General features: G+C 37.9%; 21 protein-coding genes and 1 tRNA gene. 17 read left to right on the top strand and 5 right to left on the bottom strand.

All coding sequences use genetic code 11. From position 1 onward, the window contains the following. Window positions 1-19 precede the first annotated feature (19 nt). The 4 genes from recF to dnaA form a co-directional block, all read right to left on the bottom strand. Window positions 20-1,120 carry a DNA replication/repair protein RecF gene (recF, locus tag M72_RS07075; protein WP_055067721.1) on the bottom strand — a complete coding sequence of 367 codons (1,101 nt, stop codon included), beginning with the start codon at window positions 1,118-1,120 and terminating at the stop codon, window positions 20-22. Further along, the gene (locus M72_RS07070) at window positions 1,117-1,332 is read right to left on the bottom strand and encodes an RNA-binding S4 domain-containing protein (RefSeq protein ID WP_022044924.1); all 216 of its coding nucleotides are present in this window, start codon (window positions 1,330-1,332) and stop codon (window positions 1,117-1,119) included. The genes recF and M72_RS07070 overlap by 4 nt, the downstream gene beginning before the upstream one ends. A gap of 8 nt (window positions 1,333-1,340) precedes the next feature. After that, complete coding sequence (gene dnaN, locus M72_RS07065; protein WP_022044925.1) at window positions 1,341-2,453, bottom strand: DNA polymerase III subunit beta; 1,113 nt, start codon at window positions 2,451-2,453, stop codon at window positions 1,341-1,343. A gap of 296 nt (window positions 2,454-2,749) precedes the next feature. After that, the gene (gene dnaA / locus M72_RS07060; RefSeq protein ID WP_022044926.1) at window positions 2,750-4,102 is read right to left on the bottom strand and encodes a chromosomal replication initiator protein DnaA; all 1,353 of its coding nucleotides are present in this window, start codon (window positions 4,100-4,102) and stop codon (window positions 2,750-2,752) included. A gap of 434 nt (window positions 4,103-4,536) precedes the next feature. On the opposite strand from dnaA, the gene rpmH reads away from it, so the two are divergent. The 8 genes from rpmH (at window position 4,537) to rsmG (ending at window position 11,479) form a co-directional block, all read left to right on the top strand. Continuing rightward, entirely contained in the window at window positions 4,537-4,671 is a 135-nt protein-coding gene (rpmH, locus tag M72_RS07055; protein WP_055067720.1) for a 50S ribosomal protein L34, read from the top strand. Between the two features lie 45 nt (window positions 4,672-4,716). After that, on the top strand, window positions 4,717-5,052 hold the full coding sequence (rnpA, locus tag M72_RS07050) for a ribonuclease P protein component (protein ID WP_055067719.1): 336 nt from the start codon (window positions 4,717-4,719) through the stop codon (window positions 5,050-5,052). 24 nt (window positions 5,053-5,076) lie between these two features. After that, on the top strand, window positions 5,077-5,286 hold the full coding sequence (yidD, locus tag M72_RS07045) for a membrane protein insertion efficiency factor YidD (RefSeq protein WP_055067718.1): 210 nt from the start codon (window positions 5,077-5,079) through the stop codon (window positions 5,284-5,286). A 17-nt stretch (window positions 5,287-5,303) separates the two neighbouring features. Beyond that, entirely contained in the window at window positions 5,304-6,656 is a 1,353-nt protein-coding gene (locus tag M72_RS07040; protein WP_055067717.1) for a YidC/Oxa1 family membrane protein insertase, read from the top strand. Window positions 6,657-6,670: 14 nt separating this feature from the next. Further along, window positions 6,671-7,294: an RNA-binding cell elongation regulator Jag/EloR gene (gene jag, locus M72_RS07035; RefSeq protein ID WP_022044929.1), complete on the top strand. Its 624-nt coding sequence runs from the start codon at window positions 6,671-6,673 to the stop codon at window positions 7,292-7,294. Window positions 7,295-7,373: 79 nt separating this feature from the next. Then, window positions 7,374-8,750: a tRNA uridine-5-carboxymethylaminomethyl(34) synthesis GTPase MnmE gene (gene mnmE / locus M72_RS07030; protein WP_055067716.1), complete on the top strand. Its 1,377-nt coding sequence runs from the start codon at window positions 7,374-7,376 to the stop codon at window positions 8,748-8,750. Between the two features lie 12 nt (window positions 8,751-8,762). After that, entirely contained in the window at window positions 8,763-10,754 is a 1,992-nt protein-coding gene (gene mnmG / locus M72_RS07025) for a tRNA uridine-5-carboxymethylaminomethyl(34) synthesis enzyme MnmG (protein ID WP_055067715.1), read from the top strand. Between the two features lie 11 nt (window positions 10,755-10,765). Further along, window positions 10,766-11,479 carry a 16S rRNA (guanine(527)-N(7))-methyltransferase RsmG gene (gene rsmG / locus M72_RS07020; protein ID WP_022044932.1) on the top strand — a complete coding sequence of 238 codons (714 nt, stop codon included), beginning with the start codon at window positions 10,766-10,768 and terminating at the stop codon, window positions 11,477-11,479. Between the two features lie 104 nt (window positions 11,480-11,583). On the opposite strand, the gene M72_RS07015 is transcribed toward rsmG, so the two are convergent. Then, on the bottom strand, window positions 11,584-12,534 hold the full coding sequence (locus M72_RS07015; protein ID WP_022044933.1) for an alpha/beta fold hydrolase: 951 nt from the start codon (window positions 12,532-12,534) through the stop codon (window positions 11,584-11,586). Window positions 12,535-12,700: 166 nt separating this feature from the next. On the opposite strand from M72_RS07015, the gene M72_RS07010 reads away from it, so the two are divergent. The 9 genes from M72_RS07010 (at window position 12,701) to M72_RS06970 (ending at window position 20,937) form a co-directional block, all read left to right on the top strand. Then, complete coding sequence (locus tag M72_RS07010) at window positions 12,701-13,720, top strand: sensor histidine kinase (RefSeq protein ID WP_022044934.1); 1,020 nt, start codon at window positions 12,701-12,703, stop codon at window positions 13,718-13,720. Between the two features lie 2 nt (window positions 13,721-13,722). Further along, window positions 13,723-14,364 (top strand): response regulator, encoded by a 642-nt coding sequence (locus tag M72_RS07005; protein WP_055067714.1) that lies wholly within the window; start codon window positions 13,723-13,725, stop codon window positions 14,362-14,364. Window positions 14,365-15,944: 1,580 nt separating this feature from the next. Continuing rightward, entirely contained in the window at window positions 15,945-16,556 is a 612-nt protein-coding gene (locus M72_RS07000) for a glycerol-3-phosphate acyltransferase (protein WP_055067713.1), read from the top strand. Window positions 16,557-16,600: 44 nt separating this feature from the next. Then, window positions 16,601-17,368 (top strand): ParA family protein, encoded by a 768-nt coding sequence (locus M72_RS06995; protein ID WP_022045006.1) that lies wholly within the window; start codon window positions 16,601-16,603, stop codon window positions 17,366-17,368. A gap of 17 nt (window positions 17,369-17,385) precedes the next feature. Then, window positions 17,386-18,297 (top strand): ParB/RepB/Spo0J family partition protein, encoded by a 912-nt coding sequence (locus M72_RS06990; protein WP_055067712.1) that lies wholly within the window; start codon window positions 17,386-17,388, stop codon window positions 18,295-18,297. A 73-nt stretch (window positions 18,298-18,370) separates the two neighbouring features. Continuing rightward, window positions 18,371-18,883, top strand: a complete 513-nt coding sequence (locus M72_RS06985) for a DUF4446 family protein (protein ID WP_022045004.1) — start codon at window positions 18,371-18,373, stop codon at window positions 18,881-18,883. Between the two features lie 12 nt (window positions 18,884-18,895). Next, the gene (locus tag M72_RS06980; protein WP_022045003.1) at window positions 18,896-19,924 is read left to right on the top strand and encodes an HD-GYP domain-containing protein; all 1,029 of its coding nucleotides are present in this window, start codon (window positions 18,896-18,898) and stop codon (window positions 19,922-19,924) included. Between the two features lie 38 nt (window positions 19,925-19,962). Beyond that, window positions 19,963-20,835, top strand: a complete 873-nt coding sequence (locus M72_RS06975; protein WP_055067711.1) for a DUF3881 family protein — start codon at window positions 19,963-19,965, stop codon at window positions 20,833-20,835. 30 nt (window positions 20,836-20,865) lie between these two features. Next, window positions 20,866-20,937: transfer RNA gene (locus M72_RS06970), tRNA-Arg, on the top strand. Window positions 20,938-21,177 lie beyond the last annotated feature (240 nt).

Here is a 21,177-nt window from a genome sequence, read left to right as displayed (position 1 = left end):
CAACGGATGAACCTTTCCTTTATATCTCTTCAACTGATTCCTTTTCATAAACATTTCCGTTTATCACCTGGAAAATTTTGTTGATACAAAAACGGTTCTTTACAAATTCCTCCAACCCTGTACATGTAATGACAGTCTGTATTTTAGCAATACTGTTCAGCAGGTAATTCTGTCGGTTACTGTCAAGTTCCGATAACACGTCGTCCAGCAGCAATACCGGAGTATCATGAATGGATCTCCTGACCAGATCAATCTCCGACAATTTCAAAGAAAGTGCTGAAGTACGCTGCTGTCCCTGAGACCCAAACTTACGGATATCCACATCATCAACGGAAAACAGCATGTCATCCCTGTGTGGTCCTGTCGTTGTCTGGCAGAGTTTCAGATCCCGGTTCTGTGCCCGCAGCAATTCATCCGCAAAAAGATCAGCGGTAATATTTGGCTCATACTTTAATACCAGATGTTCCCTGCCACCGGAAATTTTAGAATGGATTTCCGAAATAATTTCATTCAGTTCCTCCACAAATTCTTTTCGTTTCCGGATGATTCTTGTTCCATACTCCAGTAACTGCATATCCCACACCGGAAGAGTATCCACAAGGTCCGGGCGAAAAGAAATATCTTTCAACAATTTGTTTCTCTGATTCAACACTTTGTTGAAACTGGATAAATCTGACAAATATAGTTTATCCAACTGACAGAGTTCTAAATCAATAAATCTTCTTCTCTCCGCAGGTCCGTTTTTTATAATATTTAAATCTTCGGGCGAAAAGAAAACGATATTGAGTATTCCAAACAACTCACTTGCCTTTTTGATCGGAATCTTATTCACAGCCACGCCTTTTGATCCACTTTTTCTAAGATGCATATCAATCTGGTACTCTTTTTCTTTTTTCTGTACGACAGTACGAATATGTGATTCTTTCTCACCAAACCGAATCATCTCTTTATCACGGCTTCCTTTGTGGGATTTTGTTGTACCACTCAGATAAGCAGCTTCGAGAATATTGGTTTTCCCCTGTGCATTGTCTCCGTAAAGAATATTGGTTCCTTCATCCAGGTGAATATCCAGATTTTCATAATTTCGAAAATTTCGCAGCTCGATTGATTTTATGATCATTGAACTATCTGAATTGTTTCACCCTGAAAGGTAACAACATCCCCATTATGTAATTTTTTTCCTCGTTGAAGTTCTGTCTGACCGTTTACCGAAACCTGCCCATCTAAAATAACCATTTTGGCATCCACACCGGAACCAACAACTCCGGCTTTTTTCAACGCCTGTCCAAGTTTGATAAATTCGTCTTCTTCACGGATATTTACTGTAATCATGTAATCTCCTAATTTGCAGCATTATTAAAGTTAACAGGAAGAATAAGATAAATGAATTTTCCTTCATCATCTTTGATAAAACATGGAGCTTTTGGGTTTACCATATAAAGACTTACATTTTCTTCATCGATAACACGCAATGCATCAATGAAGAATTTTGGATTAAATCCAATCAGGATATCTTTTCCTTCTTTCTCGATATCGATATCTTCATTCATGGAACCAATGAAAGAATTGATTTTTAACTCCATACTTCCATCTGTGATATTCATAATGATCGGCTTTTTGTCACCTTCTTTGACAAGAAGAGTAGCACGATCAATACAATCAAGTAATTCTTTTTTATTGACTATAACTTTCGTTTCATAAGCAGATGAGAGCATCTGATCAATGCGGAAATATTCTCCTTCGATCAGACGGGATACAACCGTAGTAGTATCAAATTCAAAAACGATATGGTTGTCCGTCAGGTAGATGAGTACATCATCATCAACTCCACCTGGAACAATTTTGCTGATTTCCTGTAATGTTTTTCCAGGAACGACAACCTTTTTATTTTCGTAATTATTCTTAAGTTCTATATTACGAATGGAGATACGATGACCATCAAGAGAAACAACTTTCAGTTCATTCTCAATAATTTCAAACAGTTCACCTGTCATAAGTTTGTTATTGTCGTTATCAGCAATGGAAAAGATTGTTTGTCTGATCACTTCCTTCAGTGTGAACTGGGAAATCACGATTGCATCATTTTTTTCAATGTATGGAAGATATGAAAAATCATCTCCGGATTTTCCAACAATATTGAATTTTGCTTTTTCACAGGAGATCACCGTCTTAAAAGAGGCATCTGTTTCAATCATAACATCACTGTCTGGAAGTTTGCGTACAATTTCAGAAAAGATTTTTGCATCTAGTGCAATAACTCCACGTTCAGCAATTTCTCCTTCTACACGGGTTTCGATTCCAAGTTCCATATCGTTTGCCATTAATTTAATTTCATTCGTAGAAGCATCGATAAGAATACATTCGAGTATTGCCATAGTTGTACGGGTAGGAACAGCTTTGGATACGATATTTACTCCGCGCAATAAATTTGATTTAGAACAGATCAGTTTCATGAAAAACTCCCTCCTGGTATAAATAAAAATATATTAAGACATTCGTCTTAGTCTTAATAGGGGCTGTTAATATGTGAATAAGCCTCTTCATGTTAGATGTTAAGCGGTTTCCGGCGTTTGATAACCGGCTTGAAAGCATGTGAAAAGTGTGAGGATTCTTAAGGTCCGTCTGTGGAACAAATTTTAAGAGATTTACGTTAAGAACCTCATGCACAATCCATCCACTGTGGATAAACGTGAATAAGTTGAAATTAAAAAAAGCAAATAAAACTACATTACAATAGGAAGAAACTCATTTAGTTTGGATTTATTTTCTTTTTGATGGTTTCAATCATATTTCTTGTAGTTTCGTTTTTTTCGTATTCTTCGGTAACTTTCTTGATACCGTGGATAATTGTGGAATGATCGCGTCCGCCGAGTAAAGAACCTATGGTATCCAGTGGACTTTCGGTCATATTTTTACATAAATACATTGCAATCTGGCGTGGTTTTGCAACATCACTGCTTCTTGTCTTTGAAATCATCTGATCTACAGAGATGTGATAATGTTCGGAAACAACTTCAATAATGAGCTGTGGTGTGATTTCCCGTGGCTTGTCCGGCGTGATAATGTTGGAAAGTTCCTTTTCTGCAATATCCATTGTAATTGGAATGTGGACAAGATTGTTATAAGCAAGAAGTTTATTTAATGCTCCTTCAAGTTCACGCACGTTTGATTTAATGTTGTTTGCAATGTAGCTTAATACTTCATCATCAATGTCAAAGTTATCCGATTCGGCTTTTTTCCGGAGAATAGCCATACGTGTTTCATAATCCGGCACTCCGATATCTGCCATCAGTCCCCACTCAAAACGGGAACGGATACGCTCTTCAAGGGTTTCCATTTCTTTTGGTGGTTTATCGGATGTCAGTATAATCTGTTTTCCCTGTGTCTGGAGTGCGTTGAATGTGTGGAAAAACTCTTCCTGTGTACTTTCTTTTCCGATGATAAACTGGATATCGTCAATCATAAGGACATCCACTTTCCGGTATTTGTCACGAAATTTTGTCATGGATGAAGCATTACCGTTTCGAATGGATTCAATTACTTCATTCGTAAATTCTTCGGATGTAACGTAGATAACCTTTGCATCCGGGTTCTGGTTTAAGATAAAGTGCCCGATGGAGTGCATAAGGTGGGTTTTTCCAAGTCCCGGACCGCCGTAAATGTAAAGCGGATTATATGCTTCTCCCGGAGATTCTGCGACTGCAAGGGAAGCCGAATGTGCAAAACGGTTATTATTACCAACGACAAATGTATCAAATGTATAATTTGGATTAAGATTAGATTCATCTGCGGTTACGGCAGGTGTAGCTTTTGCTGGTTTTGTGTTTAATTTCAGCGTCCTGGCTTCTTCCGGAAGGATGAATTTGATTTCGTATTCAATTTCTGTAATTTCTACGATCGCAACGCGAAGTGGTGCAAGGTACTTCTTGGAAATATAGCTTAAAGCCATCTGTTCGGAAGGAACCAGGATATAGAGAGTATTTCCCTCAATGGCAAAGACTTCTAAGGGACGAATCCAGGTATCGAAAGAGACATCACTGATTTCGTACTCCTGTTTCACAGTATTTAAAATTTCATCCCACTTTTCAATAATCTTATCCATCTGCTTTTCTCCACATTCTTCTTATAAAATAGGATACTATCCCATAATCCTATTCTTATCTATAATACACCATTTTCGGTGTAGAATCAACTTTTTAGACACCCTTTTATATTTTTCAAAACTAACATATAAACATATGCGTAAACGGCGAAATAATGCGTTTTAGGAAGGTTTTTTAATTATGTGGATGTTGATGGAAAAAGAGTTATCCAAGGCGTATTGACAGTTTATCCACAAGTTATCCCCAAATTGTGGATAACTTATTATTTCGTGGAAAAGCGTGGATACTATATATAGTGGACTGCTTTTCTTCCTTATTATATGTAGTGTTTATAACATTAAATTAGGAAAAAACCTTGATTTTACTTGACTTGTAGCGTTTTTCTGATATAATGCTAAGTGATGTTTTTTAACGTAGAGGAGGTGGATACGAAATGAAGATGACATTCCAACCAAAAAAAAGACAGAGAGCCAGAGTTCATGGTTTCAGAAGCAGAATGAGTACTGCAGGCGGAAGAAAAGTATTGGCTGCTAGAAGATTAAAAGGTAGAAAAAAATTATCAGCTTAGGCCACATTATTGTGGTCTTTTCTTCTATTATGAGGATAGTTTCAGATGAAGTTCTCAGAATCATTAAAGAAAAGTAAAGATTTTCAGAAGGTGTATAACAAAGGAAATTCATATGCAAACCGTTTATTGGTTATGTATGTTCTGGAAAATCACACAGACAAAAACAGATTAGGTATATCCGTTAGTAAAAAAGTAGGAAATAGTGTTATAAGACATCATTTGACCCGTCTGATCCGAGAGGGGTACCGGCTACAGGAGGACATGTTCAATAGTGGTTTGGACATTGTAGTCATCGCAAGAGGAACAGCGCGTGATGTTTCGTTTCATCAGATTTCGAGCGCACTGAAACATCTTGGAGGTCTTCACAAAATAATACATTAATATGGAAAAGAAGATGGAATTCTATTGAAAAAATTACTTATTGCATGTATTAAATTCTATCAGAGATATATTTCTCCCATGAAGTCAACGAAATGTCCGTATTATCCGACCTGTTCCTGTTATGGACTGGAAGCTGTGCAAAAGTATGGTGCGATAAAGGGTGGGGCACTGGCTGCCTGGAGAATTTTGCGATGTAATCCTTTTTCTAAGGGAGGATATGACCCGGTTCCATAAACCAAATGGAGGTTTTTATGTCAGGCATGATTGAATTGACAGCGTATTCCGGAAAATTCCTCGGACCGATTGCAAAGGTTCTTGGATGGATCATGAGCGGAATTTACGATATTGTTTTAAAAATTTCCGGTGGTACGATCAACAGTGTACCGCTTGCAATCGTTCTCATGACGATTTTGATCTATATGTGTCTTTTGCCATTGACAATCCAGCAGCAGAAATTCTCGAAACTTTCGCAGAAAATGCAGCCGGAATTGAATGCGATCCGTGATAAATATAAGAATCGCAAGGATCAGGAAGCCATGATGGCAATGAATCAGGAGACACAGCTTGTATATCAGAAATATGGTATTTCTCCATCCGGAAGCTGTATCCAGATGCTTATCCAGATGCCGATTTTGTTTGCTTTATATCGTGTATTTTATAATATTCCGGCATATATCGGAAGTGTGCGTGATTCTTTTTATACGATTTCCGGAAACGAGACGTTTCATGGTCTGGTCGGTGGAATTATGAATACCGATGGGTTTGTGAAAAAAGTTTCGGATTTAATGACAAAATTTAATGTGGTTACATCCAGTGGACTGAATATAAAAAATGTTGCAGATACTTTAAACGGAGCATCGGGAAAGGATCTTGCCAATTATATTACCGATATTGTGTACAAGCTTCCATCCACAGCGTGGGATAAGTCGGTAGACGGCAGTATTTTCCAGCAGTTTCCGTCACTTACGGATCAGATTAATTCCACAATGCATGATATGAACCATTTTAATTACTTTCTGGGGCTTAATATTTCGGATACCCCGTGGGCAATTATAAAAAGCAGTATGGAAGGTCATGCGTGGCTGCTTGTGATTCTGGCGGTTCTGATTCCGGTATTGTCTTATATTACACAGGTGATCAATATCAAGTTGATGCCAACCGCAGCTACCGCAGGTGGGGATAATGATCAGATGGCAAGACAGATGAAAACTATGAATACCATGATGCCTCTGATGTCTTTGTTTTTCTGTTTTGTGACACCGGTTGGTCTTGGTATTTACTGGATTGCCAGTGCCGTGTGCCGTGCGGTTCAGCAGTTCTTTATCAACAAGCATATTGAAAATCTTAATCTTGAGGATATTATTGCAAAGAATCAGGAAAAGGTGAAAAAGAAACGGGAGAAGATGGGCGTTACTGAGGAACGCATCCGCCAGGCAGCGGCAATGAATACCAGATCCATCCAGTCGAAGGCAAATGTTTCTTCTGCAAACAGGGAACTGGAACTTGAAAAGGCAAATGCAGCGAAAGCAAATGCAAAGCCGGGAAGTATGGCAGCGAAAGCAAATCTTGTAAAAGAATTTAGAGAAAAGAATAATCGTAAATAAGAGGGGGCAGTTATATGGAGTTTATTGAGATTTCTGCTAAAAACGTGGATGACGCGATTACACAGGCTACGGTTCAGCTGGGAATAACCAGTGATCAGCTTGAGTATGAGGTTCTTGATAAAGGAAGTACCGGTTTTCTTGGAATCGGAAGTAAAAATGCAGTAATTAAGGCTCGTAAGAAATTTTCTATTGATGAGAATGTTGTTGAATTTTTATCTTCCATTTTCGATGCGATGAAGATGGAGGTAGAAATTCTCGTTGCAGTAAATGAGGAAGAACATATCATTGAAGTAGAGTTAAAGGGAGATGATATGGGAATTCTGATCGGTAAGAGAGGACAGACGCTGGATTCTCTTCAGTATCTGACAAATCTTGCAATCAACAAACATTCCGATGAATATTATAAGGTTAAGATTGATACGGAAGATTACAGAAAGAGAAGAAAAGAGACACTTGAGAATCTTGCAAAGAATATTGCGTACAAGGTAAAGCGCACCAAGCGCCCGGTTTCTCTTGAACCAATGAATCCTTTTGAGCGACGGATCATTCATTCTGCACTTCAGAATGATCGTTATGTTACAACACACAGTGAAGGGGATGAACCATATCGCCATGTAGTTGTAACATTAAAGAAATAAGGAACTGACTGATAGAGTTAAAAAATAAGGTGAATATCCAGTTTTGGGTATTCACCTTTGTTTAGAATTGGAGAGACTTATGAATTCAGATACAATTGCTGCAATTGCGACTGCGATGTCTCCTTCGGGAATTGGGATTATCCGGATCAGCGGAGAAGACGCGTTGCCGGTTATTGACCGGATTTATCGTTCGAAATATGGTCATAAAAAATTGAGTTTATGTGAAAGTCATACCATTCATTATGGATATATTTATGACGATAACGAGATGGTGGATGAAGTGATGGTTTTACTCATGAAGGCGCCACATTCTTATACAAAAGAAGATACGGTGGAAATTGACTGTCATGGCGGTGTCTATGTTATGAAAAAAATTCTGGAAACAGTAATCAAACATGGTGCACGGCCGGCAGAACCCGGCGAATTTACGAAACGGGCATTTTTAAATGGCCGGATTGATCTGACACAGGCAGAATCCGTTATTGATGTTATCAACGCAAAAAATGAATTTGCACTGAAAAGTTCACTTTCCCAGTTGCAGGGGGCAGTTCTTGTGGATATCCGAAAGATCCGGGCAGATATATTGCATGAAATTGCCTTTATAGAATCTGCCTTAGATGACCCTGAACATATTTCTCTGGATAATTATCCACAAACTTTACACAATACTGTGGATAACTTGGTTATAAAAATTGATAAAATCCTCAAAACCTTTGAAAATGGGCGTTTTCTGAAGGAAGGTATCAACACTGTAATTGTGGGTAAACCCAATGCAGGAAAGTCTTCCCTGTTGAATATTCTGGTAGGAGAGGAACGGGCAATTGTAACGGAAATTGCGGGAACAACCAGGGATGTCCTGGAAGAACAGATTAACCTGAATGGAATTACATTAAACGTAATGGATACGGCTGGAATTCGGGATACGGAAGATGTAGTGGAGAAAATCGGTGTGGATCGGGCGAGAACATATGCATCGAAGGCGGATCTCGTAATCTATGTGATTGATGCATCGACAGAGCTGGATGAAAGTGATTATGAGATCATGGATCTGTTGCAGGATAAAAAAGCAATTGTTTTATTAAACAAATCAGATCTGGACACAAAAGTCACAGTGGAAGAGGTACAGCATATTCTGGATAAAAAGATTATTCCGATTTCTGCAAAAGAACATCAGGGAATTGATGAATTGGAAGAAACGATCCGGAATATGTTTTTCCAGGGTGAAGTTACTTTTAATGATGAAGTTTATGCAATTAACATGAGGCAGAAAACGTCACTTCAGGTAGCACTTGATCATTTACATCAGGTAACACAAAGCATTGAGGATGACATGCCTGAAGATTTTTATTCCATTGATCTGATGGGCGCGTATGAGGAGCTGGGTAAGATTATCGGGGAAGCTGTTGAGGATGATCTGGTGGATGAAATTTTTTCAAAGTTTTGTATGGGAAAGTAGCAGGTAAAAAAAATGGGTAAGAAAAATATTCCTTATATTGAAGAAACATATGATGTGGTTGTTGTCGGTGCCGGGCATGCAGGTTGTGAGGCAGCATTGGCATGTGCCAGACTCGGATTGGAAACAATGATGTTTACGGTAAGTGTGGACAGTATTGCACTAATGCCATGTAATCCGAACATTGGTGGAAGTTCCAAGGGACATCTGGTTCGGGAAATTGATGCACTTGGTGGAGAGATGGGCAAAAATATTGATAAAACATTTATCCAGTCGAAAATGCTGAATAAATCGAAAGGACCGGCTGTACATTCTCTCCGCGCACAGGCTGATAAAGCGGAATACACAAAAGAAATGCGAAAAACCCTGCAAAATACGGATCATTTATCCATAAGACAGGCGGAAGTCGCAGAGATATTAACAAATAAAGACCAGTTTTTCCCGGAAGATGAATATCATGAGGGAGAAGAACAGAAAATTACCGGAGTGCGTACAGTTTCCGGAGGTGTTTACAGATGTAAGGCAGTTGTTCTTTGTACGGGAACTTATCTGAGAGCGCGCTGCTTAACCGGTGAAATGATTACACATACGGGACCAAATGGATTATCAGCTGCAAACCATCTGACAGATTCCCTGGTTGCTCATGGTATCCAGACAAGAAGATTTAAAACAGGAACACCGGCGCGTGTCGATAAAAGGAGTCTTGATTTTTCAAAAATGGAAGAGCAGTTTGGAGATGAAAGAGTCGTTCCGTTTTCTTTCACAACGAATCCGGAGGATGTGCAGATCGAGCAGGCTTCCTGTTGGCTGACCTATACAAATGAAACGACACATGAAATTATCCGAAACAATCTGGATCGTTCTCCGATTTATGCGGGAATCATTGAGGGAACAGGACCGAGATACTGTCCGTCCATTGAAGATAAAGTGGTAAAATTTGCAGATAAAAACAGGCATCAGATTTTTATTGAGCCGGAAGGACTTAGTACAAATGAAATGTATGTGGGCGGAATGTCCTCTTCCCTGCCGGAGGATGTTCAGCATGAAATGTACCGGACACTTCCGGGACTGGAACATGTTAAAATTGTAAGAAATGCATATGCGATAGAGTATGACTGTATTGATGCAAACAATTTGTATGCGTCTCTTGAGTTTAAGGCAATGAAAGGTTTGTTCAGCGGCGGCCAGTTTAATGGAAGCTCCGGATATGAAGAGGCTGCCTGTCAGGGATTGATTGCCGGAATCAATGCTGCAATGGAAATTAAGGGAAGAGATCCTCTGATTCTTGACCGGTCGGAAGCATATATCGGAGTTTTGATTGACGATCTTGTCACAAAGAAAAACCGCGAACCTTACCGCATGATGACATCACGAGCGGAATATCGTTTACTTTTGCGCCAGGACAATGCGGATTTACGCTTGACCAAAAAAGGATATGAAATTGGTCTGATTTCACAGGAACGGTATGACTGGGTTTGCAAAAAAGAGGAACTGATAAAAAAGGAAATTGAGCGCGTGAATGAAGTTAAGCTCGGGGCGAATGCGAGGGTACAGAATGTTCTGGAACAATATGGAAGTATTCCACTTCATACCGGTACAACGCTTTCTGATTTGATTCGCAGACCGGAGCTTGATTATGATAAACTGGCAGAAATTGATACAGACCGGCCGGATTTACCTGCGGAGGTAACAGAGCAGGTGAATATTCTGATCAAATATGATGGGTATATCAGCAGACAGATTAAGCAGGTAGAGAAGTTCAAAAAGCTGGAGAAGAAAAAACTTCCGGAGAAATTTGACTATAATGAAATTTCGGGACTTCGAATCGAGGCACAACAGAAGCTGAATGAGTTCCAGCCGTTGAATATCGGTCAGGCATCACGTATTTCGGGTGTCACACCAGCCGATATCTCTGTTCTTCTGGTCTATCTGGAACAGTTAAAATATTCAAATCCAGATTTATTTTTTAAGTTAAACCCGGATGAACACAAAGAAAAACAAGAATAATGGAGGATTCTATGGAATATAATACAGACCATTTTCTGTCTATGCTTGCAAAAATGAATATTTCATTATCAGACAAGCAGTTGCAGCAATTTATGACTTATTATGAAATGCTCATCGAAAAAAATAAGGTGATGAATCTGACTGCTATTACCGATTTTGATGAAGTCGTCGAGAAACATTTTGTAGATAGTGTTTCTCTGATACAGGTTGTGGATCTTCATCATCCGTTAAAAGTTATAGATCTTGGAACTGGTGCGGGGTTTCCGGGAATCCCATTAAAAATTGTTTTTCCGGAATTAAATGTGGTGTTGGCTGATTCTTTAAATAAGAGACTTGTTTTTTTGAATGAAGTGATTGATGCGTTAGGACTGACAGAGATCTATACGGTTCATGGCCGCGCAGAAGATCTGGCACGCATGCCCGAATATAGAGAACAGTTTGATCTGTGTGTTTCCCGTGCGGTTGCCAATTTATCCACACTTGCAGAATATTGTCTTCCATTCGTCCGGTTGGGTGGAAAGTTTATTTCTTATAAATCGGGAGAGTGTGAAAATGAAGTGGCAGCTGCAAAATCAGCTATTTTTCTTCTCGGAGGAAAAGTTGAGGATGTGTATAAGTTTTCTATTGGAGAGGCGCAGCGGGCATTCATTTCTTTAACAAAGGCAAACGGTACATCAAAAAAATATCCAAGAAAAGCCGGAATGCCCTCCAAAAATCCTTTGTAATTTATGCTTTTTTCCACTGCTTTGCGCGGAAAAAAGATGTTATCCACATTTATGGATGAGTTATAAAAAATGGACTGTATCTTTGAGGTACAGTCCATTTCCAATTAATTGGATAACTTGTTTTCGATAATTTGGTAAACCTTTTCCGGATTCTCCAGTTGTGGATACAATTTGCAATTGGAAACATAGGTGATGTCTATGTTAGAATTCAGTTTACGATATTCCTGTGCTGTTTTGTAGTTTGCTTTTATATCGCTGCTGATAATAAAAGAAACAGGTTTTGTGATTTTTTTCACAGCATGCCGAAGGTCAATATTCATATAATTGCCAAGAAGACTTGAGTATAAGTATTTTCCATTACTGTTGTCCATATGGGCTGCTTCATAGTAGGCATCTTTCGTTTTGGAAGAAATCAGCTGAGGTCTGCAGTAATAGATAAAACGGAACTGACGGTCAATACGCTTCGGGTTCATGAGCAAATTATAGATAAAGGTTCCGACCAGAGGAAGATTTATGATCGTTTGCTTTAGTTTACTTTGCTGATCCGGCATGGCATCCATGGAATGGAAGGAAACCGGATTAATAAAAATCATTTTGTCAATGATGGAGGCATCCAGTTGATTTGCCATAATTACAAATGAGGAGGAGAGGTTTGAAGCTACAACTGATGTTTTGGATTTTATAATATCTTTGATAAAAGCAGTGATCAGCTGGACATACATATAGTTGGTATAACTCAGCCCTGGTTTGTCGGAGAGACCGCAGCCCAGAAGATCCATGGTATATACCGTATGTTTCTTTTGAAGTCTTTTTGAAATTTTTGACCACTCAACAGATGAACTAGCGGAATTTGTGTCGTGAATAAGAAGAACAGGATCTCCTGTTCCAGTTTTTGTGTAAAAAACATTTCCCTGTTTCCAGGAATAATAGGATCCGTTTTTGGTTGGGAGCATATTCTTTTTTGTGGAAGTGGAGGCAACAAACTGATTGTATGCATACATTCCTGCCAGTGTTGCAACACTCAAAAAAAGAAATTTTTTTGTGCCTTTTTTCATGGAAATCCTCCTTGTATTTAAAATTTGTTTGATTTTAAATATATTATAGACATTTTTGGGTCTTTTTACAAACAATATTTATTTCTTTATTTTCTTTACCCGTAAAATGATTTATAATATTATTGATATTGAAAATACAAAACAGAACATACGTTTGAGGAATAAGATGGTAAAAGATTATCTGGAAAAAATCCGTCAGGAGTATATAGAACACAAAGTTTCTCTGGAAGAGCAGATTTCTTCATATGAAAATAAAGTAAAAGAGAATACAAAGTTTCTTCAGGTTTTAGAGAAGGAAACAAATCCCGGGTATGAAGCGTTCAGCCCGAGAGAATTTAATTCTTTTCATAAAGAAAAGATGGAAGAACTTCGGGCAGATCAAAAAAGGATATCAAATGAAATTATGTGTCTGAGAGATCAGATGCAGGAATATGAATTTCGAATTGCAGATATTACCAGCGTTATCAAGGAAGAAACGGAGATTGAAAGAAAGATTCATGAGGCTGCGGATATAGATTCTTATGATACCAGGCTGGCATTACTTCGTTCTGTTGAAACAGAGCGTCAGAGAATAGCGCGAGAATTACATGATTCTACCACACAGAATCTGACTGCAATTGTACATAAAACGGAATTATGCTCAAAAATTATAGAATCAGATCCGGTAAAATGTAAATTAGAGCTATTTTCCATTGGTCAGACACTCCGTAAAATAATTGAGGATACCAGAGGGTTAATCTATGATTTAAGACCCATGTCTTTTGATGACATTGGATTTGACGTTACGGTTGAAAGAGCATTGGATCGATTTCAGAGATTCCATAGAATAGAATGTGGATATTATACGGAAGGTACATCATATCCGATTAACAGTGTTGTTCAGATTACATTGCTTCGGGTGATTCAGGAGGCATGTAATAATGCAGTTAAGCATGCACAGGCATCTTATCTGGAGGTAAAAGTTTCTTATTTAGAAAAGAAGATTGTATTAGTTATTAAGGATGACGGTAAGGGATTTGATGTAAATGCAGTTCCCGATGAGACAAGGGATGATAATTCCGGATTCGGATTGTCTATGATGAAAGAAAGGGTCTATCTGTTATCAGGAACAATTTCTATAGAATCTGCACCTGGAAAGGGATGTTCTATTATTGTGTCAATTCCAAAAATGAAGGAGGACTTATAAAAATGGCAATTAAAATTATGATCGCAGATGATCATTCCATGATCAGAGAGGGATTAAAAAGTTTACTGGAATTGGAAGGAGATATACAGGTAGTTGCAGAAGCAGAAGATGGTGTTGACTGTCTGGAAAAGTTAAAAATTTGTACACCGGATGTATTATTGCTTGATATTAATATGCCGAGAAAAAATGGTCTGGAAGTATTGCAAACGCTTAAATCTTCAAAGTCAAAGATAAAGGTTTTGGTTCTCACCGTTCATAATGAAGTGGAATATCTGATGAAAGCGGTCGATATAGGGGTGGATGGCTATATTTTAAAGGATTCTGAATCCGCAGAATTGAAAAAAGCTATATTTTCCATCGTAGAAGGAGAAAATTATATTCAGCCAAGTCTTATTCCATCATTAAATTCCAAGATGATTGAAAAGAACAGGGATGAAGGAAAGATAGAGAGTCTCACAAAGCGTGAATTGGAAGTTTTGAAACTTTTGGCAGTTGGAATGTATAATAAGGAAGTTGCTGAAAAGTTAAATATCAGTGAGAGAACCGTTAAGAACCATGTATCTAACATTTTTAAGAAGATAGAAGTAACAGATCGGACGCAGGCTGCAGTGTTTGCTATTCGCAATAATTTAATTGAATTGTAAAAAGAATGGAAAACGAGAGAGTTTCGTTTAAAAAAGGATAACAAAATGTTTCACGTGAAACATTTTATTATCCTTTTTTATTTTCATAAGTAGAATTTGCTGGAGAGCAGTTTAAATATAAGTTTGCCCGGTGAATTTATGATATGCATGATTTTGCTCCGGTTTTACAAATTAATGAACGAATGATAAACTACCGGAACAATAAGAACATAATATGAATGAAAGTTTTGGGAATACTTTCTTATTAAGCCCATCGGTAAAAAAATAAATTTTATAGTTGTCCCATTTATTACCTTCTTTTCCCTACATATCCAGTTCATCCCGATTTTTAAAGTAACATCACTAATCATATCTTTTAAATTTTTATTTAAGAGATCAAGCAGTTACTGAATAAAATAATGTTCCGTTTATCATCAGATCAGTGGTGAGGACAATTTTATCATCGTTTCGGAATAAATAATTATCTTTTTATCTGTCAAATGGTGCAGAGGGTAAGTTGCTACAATGTATTCATACTTCTGATATTTCATAGGTTTCGCTAATCTCCTGAATAGTCGTATCTTATATACCCTGTAAATGTGTCTGCATTATTTCCAGGATTTTGTAATTCTTTTGTAAAATCTTTCTGATATGGTGTACCCAGGAATGTGCCGGAGATATGTTTGGTACTTATCAGTATCGTTTCCTTGAAAATTTTTCCATGAAATTATGTGATTAAAAGGTCATAAGGTATGATTGATGCATGTTTGCATGCAATTTGATGGATACCGTAATGACCCGCACCACAATTGAGAAAGTAGCAATTTACTATGCAAGCATGTAAATTAGCGGATTATGAGATGCGGTCAGATTATGAAAATGCGAAGCATGTAGTAATGTGATTAATCTTAAATGAGGGACAAAATGTTTTTTGACTCTCATATCATTATATCTATATCCATATAAATAGATATAGATATAGTCACGTCGTGAGATTAACGGTGTCAAAGCCTATTGGATTCTCGAAAATATGTAACAAACGTGCAAATATGTTATGAGAGTATCAGTGTCAATACCCATATCCATGTATGGTTACTTTTAGTATTTTATTTTTGTACCATAGAAAGGAGTGAATAAAAAGCGTAAATTAATATATTTCTGGAAAAGCTATAACTGTCAAATTTAACATCCTATTTTTCACAGACAGGTGCTATAAATATTATTTCTTTGTCTATAGTTTCTTTTATTATGTGTAGAAAGAGAATGTATCTTTTCTTTCGTCTTATAGAACAGAATATCTTCTTTCTTGCGTTGAAATCAATACGAAACAGAGTATTATTCATCGTGTAGAAAAAATTGTCTTTTAAGTAACACTATGTATATCAATCCAAAAGAAGATATAAAATGATTTCCAATCTACGCATTTAGGCTGCGATTCAGTTTATAATAAAAAGAATAAAAAATAAAAATGTTTCACGTGAAACATTTCACAAAAAAAGCTCAAAGAAAAACATAAAAATCTGCAAAATAACAACATAATTACTATTCGAGATTAATCGATTTTATGTTATACTGTAATAGAAAATAAGAGGAAGATGTGTATGATATATAAAAGTATATTATTGATTTTGGGATATCTATACGGAACAATGTTAACTGCAACGTTCGTTGTAAAACATTCCACAGGAAATGATGTAAGTAAAATAGGATCTGGAAATCCCGGGATGGCAAATGTCATGGAACATATCGGAAAAAAGGAAGGTGTTTTGGTATTAGCCGGCGATATATTAAAAGTTATTGTAGCCGGTATTCTTGGTCACCTGTTATTTCCAGATAAAACATGGCATGATATTTTTTTATATACAGGATTTGGAGCGATTTTTGGACATAATTATCCACTGTGGAGAAAAGGAAAAGGTGGAAAAGGTGTTACAGTTACCTGTACGTGGCTGATACTTACATTTGGAGTTCTGGGAGCAATCTGTTGCATAATAGGAGGCATGGTAGTGCTACTTACCGGATGGCTTCCGCTGGGCGCGGTTGTCATTCCTGCGCTTGCAATTCCAACAGTATATTTTATACATGGAAACTCTATAGAACTTGTATGTGTACTGATTGCAACTGTCCTTATGCTGATCCGGCATCGCAAAGGAATTTACAGAATAATACATGGGGAAGAACCTTTGCATTTAAAAATTAAAAAGGATAAATAAAAATACACTCTATATACAGAGAATAAGAAAGAAAAGAGGAAAATATGGGAAGAATTATTGCAATTGCAAATCAAAAGGGTGGGGTCGGTAAAACAACGACATCGATAAATCTTGCAGCAAGTATTGCTGAAATGGGCAAACGTGTACTTGCTATTGATTTAGATCCGCAGGGAAACATGACGAGTGGACTTGGCGTGGATAAAAACGAGGTTGAGAATACGGTATATGAGCTGATGCTGGATGAATGTTCCATCAATGAGAGTATTCAGGATACCGTTGTAAAAGGTCTGCGTCTGATTCCATCCAATGTAAATCTGGCAGGTGCGGAAATAGAATTATTAGGAATAAATGACAAAGAATATATCTTAAAAACAGCAGTTGACTATATCCGTGATGATTACGATTTCATTGTGATTGACTGTCCGCCATCTTTAAATATGCTGACGGTAAATGCCATGACAACTGCAGATACGGTTCTTGTCCCGATTCAGTGTGAGTATTATGCACTGGAAGGACTGAGCCAGTTGATACATACCATTAATCTTGTACAGGAGAGATTAAATCCCAATCTGCAGATGGAAGGCGTTGTATTTACCATGTATGATGTCCGGACGAAATTGTCAAATCAGGTTGTAGAAAATGTAAAAGAAAATCTGGATACAAAAATTTATGAGACTATGATTCCGAGAAATATTCGGTTGGCAGAGGCACCATCTTATGGAATTCCGATCAATATGTACGATAGCAAATCTGCGGGGGCAGAGAGTTACCGCAAGCTTGCAAAGGAAATCGTGGGTCGTAAAGATTTGTAAAAAGAAAGGGAGTAACAATGGCAGTTAAAAAAGGATTGGGAAAAGGTTTGGATTCTCTGATTACAGACAAGGTGAATACAAAGCCGGTAGCTTCAAAAAATAATCCAACACCAAAGAGTGAGCACGCGGCAGATGCTATCATGATGAATATCACAAAGGTAGAACCAAACAGGGAGCAGCCGAGAAAAAAATTCGATGAGGATGCATTGCTTGAACTGGCAGAATCCATAAAACAGTATGGAGTATTGCAGCCACTTCTGGTGCAGGAGAGGGAGGATTATTATGAGATTGTCGCCGGGGAGCGCCGGTGGAGAGCCGCAAAAATAGCCGGAATCAAAGAAATTCCTGTGATTATCAAGAAACTTACCAGACAGGAAATTATGGAGATTTCCCTGATAGAAAATATTCAGAGGGAAGATTTAAATCCAATTGAAGAAGCACTGGCTTTTAAGCGGCTTCTGACAGAATTTAATCTAAAGCAGGATGAGGTAGCAGAACGGGTTTCCAAGAGCAGAACAGCGGTCACAAATGCCATGCGGCTGTTGAAACTGAATGAAAAAGTACAGCAGATGGTCATTGATGAGATGCTGACAACAGGACATGCACGCGCACTTCTGGGAATTGAAGATCAGGAACAGCAGTATATCATTGCGCAGAAAATTTTTGATGAAAAATTGAGTGTGCGGGATACGGAGAAACTGGTAAAAAGTCTCCAGAATGAAAAAAAGAAGAAAAAAGAAGAAAAAGAGAAGATTGACCCGAAACTGGAAGCCGTGTATCATGATTTAGAAGAGCAGATGAAAGGCATTCTTGGAACAAAGGTATGTATTAACCATAAGGATGCGAAGAAAGGGAAACTTGAGATTGAATATTATTCCCAGGATGAACTTGACCGAATTATTGACATGATTCGGACGATACAAAAATAAATGTAGAAAAATAGGGATAAAAGCCTATTTAAAATTTTAACAGAATGTAAGAAAATAGAAACAGGAGAAAAATATGATATCAGAATACTTAGGATTTGATTCCGATTATATTATTTTAGGATTAGCAGCTTTTTGTGTTATTTTATTTATACTTACCGTTGTGAATATGGCAAAGACAAGTAAACTGCGTAAAAAGTATGAAGCATTCATGATGGGAAAAGATGCAAAATCATTGGAAGAAACTTTGGTAACTCGTTTGTCTCAGGTCGATAAACTGATATCTGCAAATGAAGCAAACGAGAAAAATATCAGAAAAATGTTTGACAATATGAAATTCACATTTCAGAAGGTCGGACTGGTAAAATACGATGCTTTTAATGAGATGGGTGGAAAGCTTAGTTTTTCTCTTGCAATGTTGAATGAGTCAGATAATGGATTCGTTCTCAATGCAGTACACAGCAGAGAGGGCTGCTATACTTACATAAAAGAGATTATAGACGGAAATTCAATTATTACATTAGCAGAAGAAGAGCAGGAAGCTTTAAAGATGGCAAAAGAATCTACCGGCAGCAATCCTGCAAAATAATGGGAGTGTAACATGAGGGTAAAATCAGTAAGCGAGTTGTGTGGAAATGAAATATTAGCAGAACCAGTTCTTACAGATGAAAAAATGATATTAATTTCAAGAGGAAGCAGACTCAAGAAGGAATATGTTCCTTTGATCCGTTCACTTGGGATTGACACCCTTATGGTAGAAGATCCGTATGAAAATTATGAAATGCCATCGCGGATTATTGATTATTCTGTTTTCGGTAAGTTTGTGGAACGCGTACAGCGGGTGATGGAAAACCATATCTATCATAAGAATAAGTCGCTGCGCGAATTTGAAGTAATCGCAAATGAAGTTGTAAAAGAAGTAAGCAAAATACCGGAAAATATAATTATTGATATCAATGCCCGGATTGTAAATTTATATGAACATACTGTCATGGTGACACTTGTGAGTGTATTTGTGGCAAGATTACTTCATCTGGATCAGGTGAGGCAATATAATATTGCAGTTGGGGCACTGCTCCATGATCTCGGACTCCGTTATATCACAACAGGATATGTGAACCGGGATTGGGAAAAGGAAGATCCCATAGAAGCATTTGAGTACAAAAAACATACCATTTTAGGATATTCCGCTTTGGATGAGGAAAGCTGGATCCCGGAAGTATCAAAAAAGATGGTTTTATTTCATCATGAAAGACTTGATGGAAGCGGGTTTCCGATGCGCCGCAGAGATTTTGCAATGGAATGCAGGATTATTCAGGCATGCGATGCATTTGACAGTTATATTACGGGTATGGAGTGCATACGGATTCCCCTGCAGGATGCAATCGGAAAGATACAGGAAGGAATCATACACAAGTATGACCGGAAAGTGGTGGAAACTCTGCTATCTAAGATTGCCTATTATCCGGTAGGAACGGCAGTGAAGATGAGTAATCAGGCAGAAGGAATTGTCGTTTTGCAGACAGAGGATCCGAAGTGTCCGGTTGTTCTGGATTTTCATTCCGGGGAGTCAGAAAAAAAATATAATTTAATGTTACAAAAGGATATTTCCATTCTTCAAATAATATGATAGAATATAGTAATGTGTGAAGAAAGGAGAACCGCGAAGTGCACAAATTCCTTAGGGCGATTGGATTTTCAGATATTACAAAAAAAGATCTTGAAATGATACTGGATGAAGTAATTACCCGTCCGGAGATTATGAAAATTACAAAAGATTCTGAGGGAAACGAGTTTGCGGAACTGTCAGGTTCATTTGCGGCAAATGCCGGAATTACGGTTCGGGGTACTTATCAGGAAGATGACAGTTTTCATATGGATTATTACTATCCGTATGTGTTTGGTACCAGTATTACGACGAATGAGCAGATTGATGTAGAAAAACATGCCGAGAAAGAGTCCTATGCAGGAGTATGTGACGAGGTTAATCTTGGAGTTACACTGATTTTTTATATACAGAATGTAGCGGATTATCTGGCAGAGACAAACCGGAACCTTTCCAAAATACATTATGGGGCAATGCTTGCAGGACTTTCCACCGAGGGAAAAATACTCTGTCCGGTTGTGGAGAGAAAAAAAAATGATGTACCAGCTATCCAGAAAAATGACCGGCACAATCAGCTGATCGCACAGGCAAGAGAAGGCGATGAAGATGCAATTGAAAGCCTTACGCTGGAGGATATGGATACTTATGCACTGCTGTCCCAGAGAGTGATGAAGGAAGATATTTTCAGTATCGTGAAGTCAACGTTTATGCCGTTTGGGATTGAGAGTGACCAGTATACGGTATTGGGAGAAATCATTGACTGTGTCACGATGGAAAATAAACTTACACACGAAAAATTGTATGGAATGAAGTTGTTGTGCAATAACATCCAGTTCGATGTGTGTATCAATGAAAAAGATTTATTGGGTGAACCTGCGATAGGCAGACGTTTTCGTGGAAATGTCTGGATGCAGGGAAACCTTTGCCTTGAATAAATTGTCAGGAACTGCCGGTAATCGGCATTTGTTCTCTTAGTTAAATGGATATAACGACAGCCTCCTAAGCTGTAATTGTGGGTTCGATTCCCGCAGGGAACACTTCAGAATTTTAAAAGAGTCCGTTCAGATTAGATAAATCAATCTATTCTGGACGGGCTTTTTACGTGAATTGAAGAAATGTGATAAGGAGAACCTCTTCGCAGAGATTCTCCTTGATTTTAAACGGTAGGTTTTGTAGGTCTTACTGTAAGCTGTAAACCGAGATGCTGAAAAATATTAAGCAGTGTTCCGAGATTCGGGGTTGTTTTGCAGGATTCGATCCGTGCTACGGATGATTGT

It is taken from the genome of Roseburia faecis (assembly GCF_001406815.1).
Classification (GTDB): Bacteria; Bacillota; Clostridia; order Lachnospirales; family Lachnospiraceae; genus Roseburia; species Roseburia faecis.
This window is presented reverse-complemented; position numbering and strand designations above follow the sequence as displayed.

Excerpts from the sequence above, each read along its gene's own strand:
- recF (WP_055067721.1), bottom strand. The coding sequence starts at position 1,120 with ATGATCATAAAATCAATCGAGCTGCGAAATTTTCGAAATTATGAAAAT.
- M72_RS07070 (WP_022044924.1), bottom strand. The coding sequence starts at position 1,332 with ATGATTACAGTAAATATCCGTGAAGAAGACGAATTTATCAAACTTGGA.
- dnaN (WP_022044925.1), bottom strand. The coding sequence starts at position 2,453 with ATGAAACTGATCTGTTCTAAATCAAATTTATTGCGCGGAGTAAATATC.
- dnaA (WP_022044926.1), bottom strand. The coding sequence starts at position 4,102 with ATGGATAAGATTATTGAAAAGTGGGATGAAATTTTAAATACTGTGAAA.
- rpmH (WP_055067720.1), top strand. The coding sequence starts at position 4,537 with ATGAAGATGACATTCCAACCAAAAAAAAGACAGAGAGCCAGAGTTCAT.
- rnpA (WP_055067719.1), top strand. The coding sequence starts at position 4,717 with ATGAAGTTCTCAGAATCATTAAAGAAAAGTAAAGATTTTCAGAAGGTG.
- M72_RS07040 (WP_055067717.1), top strand. The coding sequence starts at position 5,304 with ATGTCAGGCATGATTGAATTGACAGCGTATTCCGGAAAATTCCTCGGA.
- jag (WP_022044929.1), top strand. The coding sequence starts at position 6,671 with ATGGAGTTTATTGAGATTTCTGCTAAAAACGTGGATGACGCGATTACA.
- mnmE (WP_055067716.1), top strand. The coding sequence starts at position 7,374 with ATGAATTCAGATACAATTGCTGCAATTGCGACTGCGATGTCTCCTTCG.
- mnmG (WP_055067715.1), top strand. The coding sequence starts at position 8,763 with ATGGGTAAGAAAAATATTCCTTATATTGAAGAAACATATGATGTGGTT.
- rsmG (WP_022044932.1), top strand. The coding sequence starts at position 10,766 with ATGGAATATAATACAGACCATTTTCTGTCTATGCTTGCAAAAATGAAT.
- M72_RS07015 (WP_022044933.1), bottom strand. The coding sequence starts at position 12,534 with ATGAAAAAAGGCACAAAAAAATTTCTTTTTTTGAGTGTTGCAACACTG.
- M72_RS07010 (WP_022044934.1), top strand. The coding sequence starts at position 12,701 with ATGGTAAAAGATTATCTGGAAAAAATCCGTCAGGAGTATATAGAACAC.
- M72_RS07005 (WP_055067714.1), top strand. The coding sequence starts at position 13,723 with ATGGCAATTAAAATTATGATCGCAGATGATCATTCCATGATCAGAGAG.
- M72_RS07000 (WP_055067713.1), top strand. The coding sequence starts at position 15,945 with ATGATATATAAAAGTATATTATTGATTTTGGGATATCTATACGGAACA.
- M72_RS06995 (WP_022045006.1), top strand. The coding sequence starts at position 16,601 with ATGGGAAGAATTATTGCAATTGCAAATCAAAAGGGTGGGGTCGGTAAA.
- M72_RS06990 (WP_055067712.1), top strand. The coding sequence starts at position 17,386 with ATGGCAGTTAAAAAAGGATTGGGAAAAGGTTTGGATTCTCTGATTACA.
- M72_RS06985 (WP_022045004.1), top strand. The coding sequence starts at position 18,371 with ATGATATCAGAATACTTAGGATTTGATTCCGATTATATTATTTTAGGA.
- M72_RS06980 (WP_022045003.1), top strand. The coding sequence starts at position 18,896 with ATGAGGGTAAAATCAGTAAGCGAGTTGTGTGGAAATGAAATATTAGCA.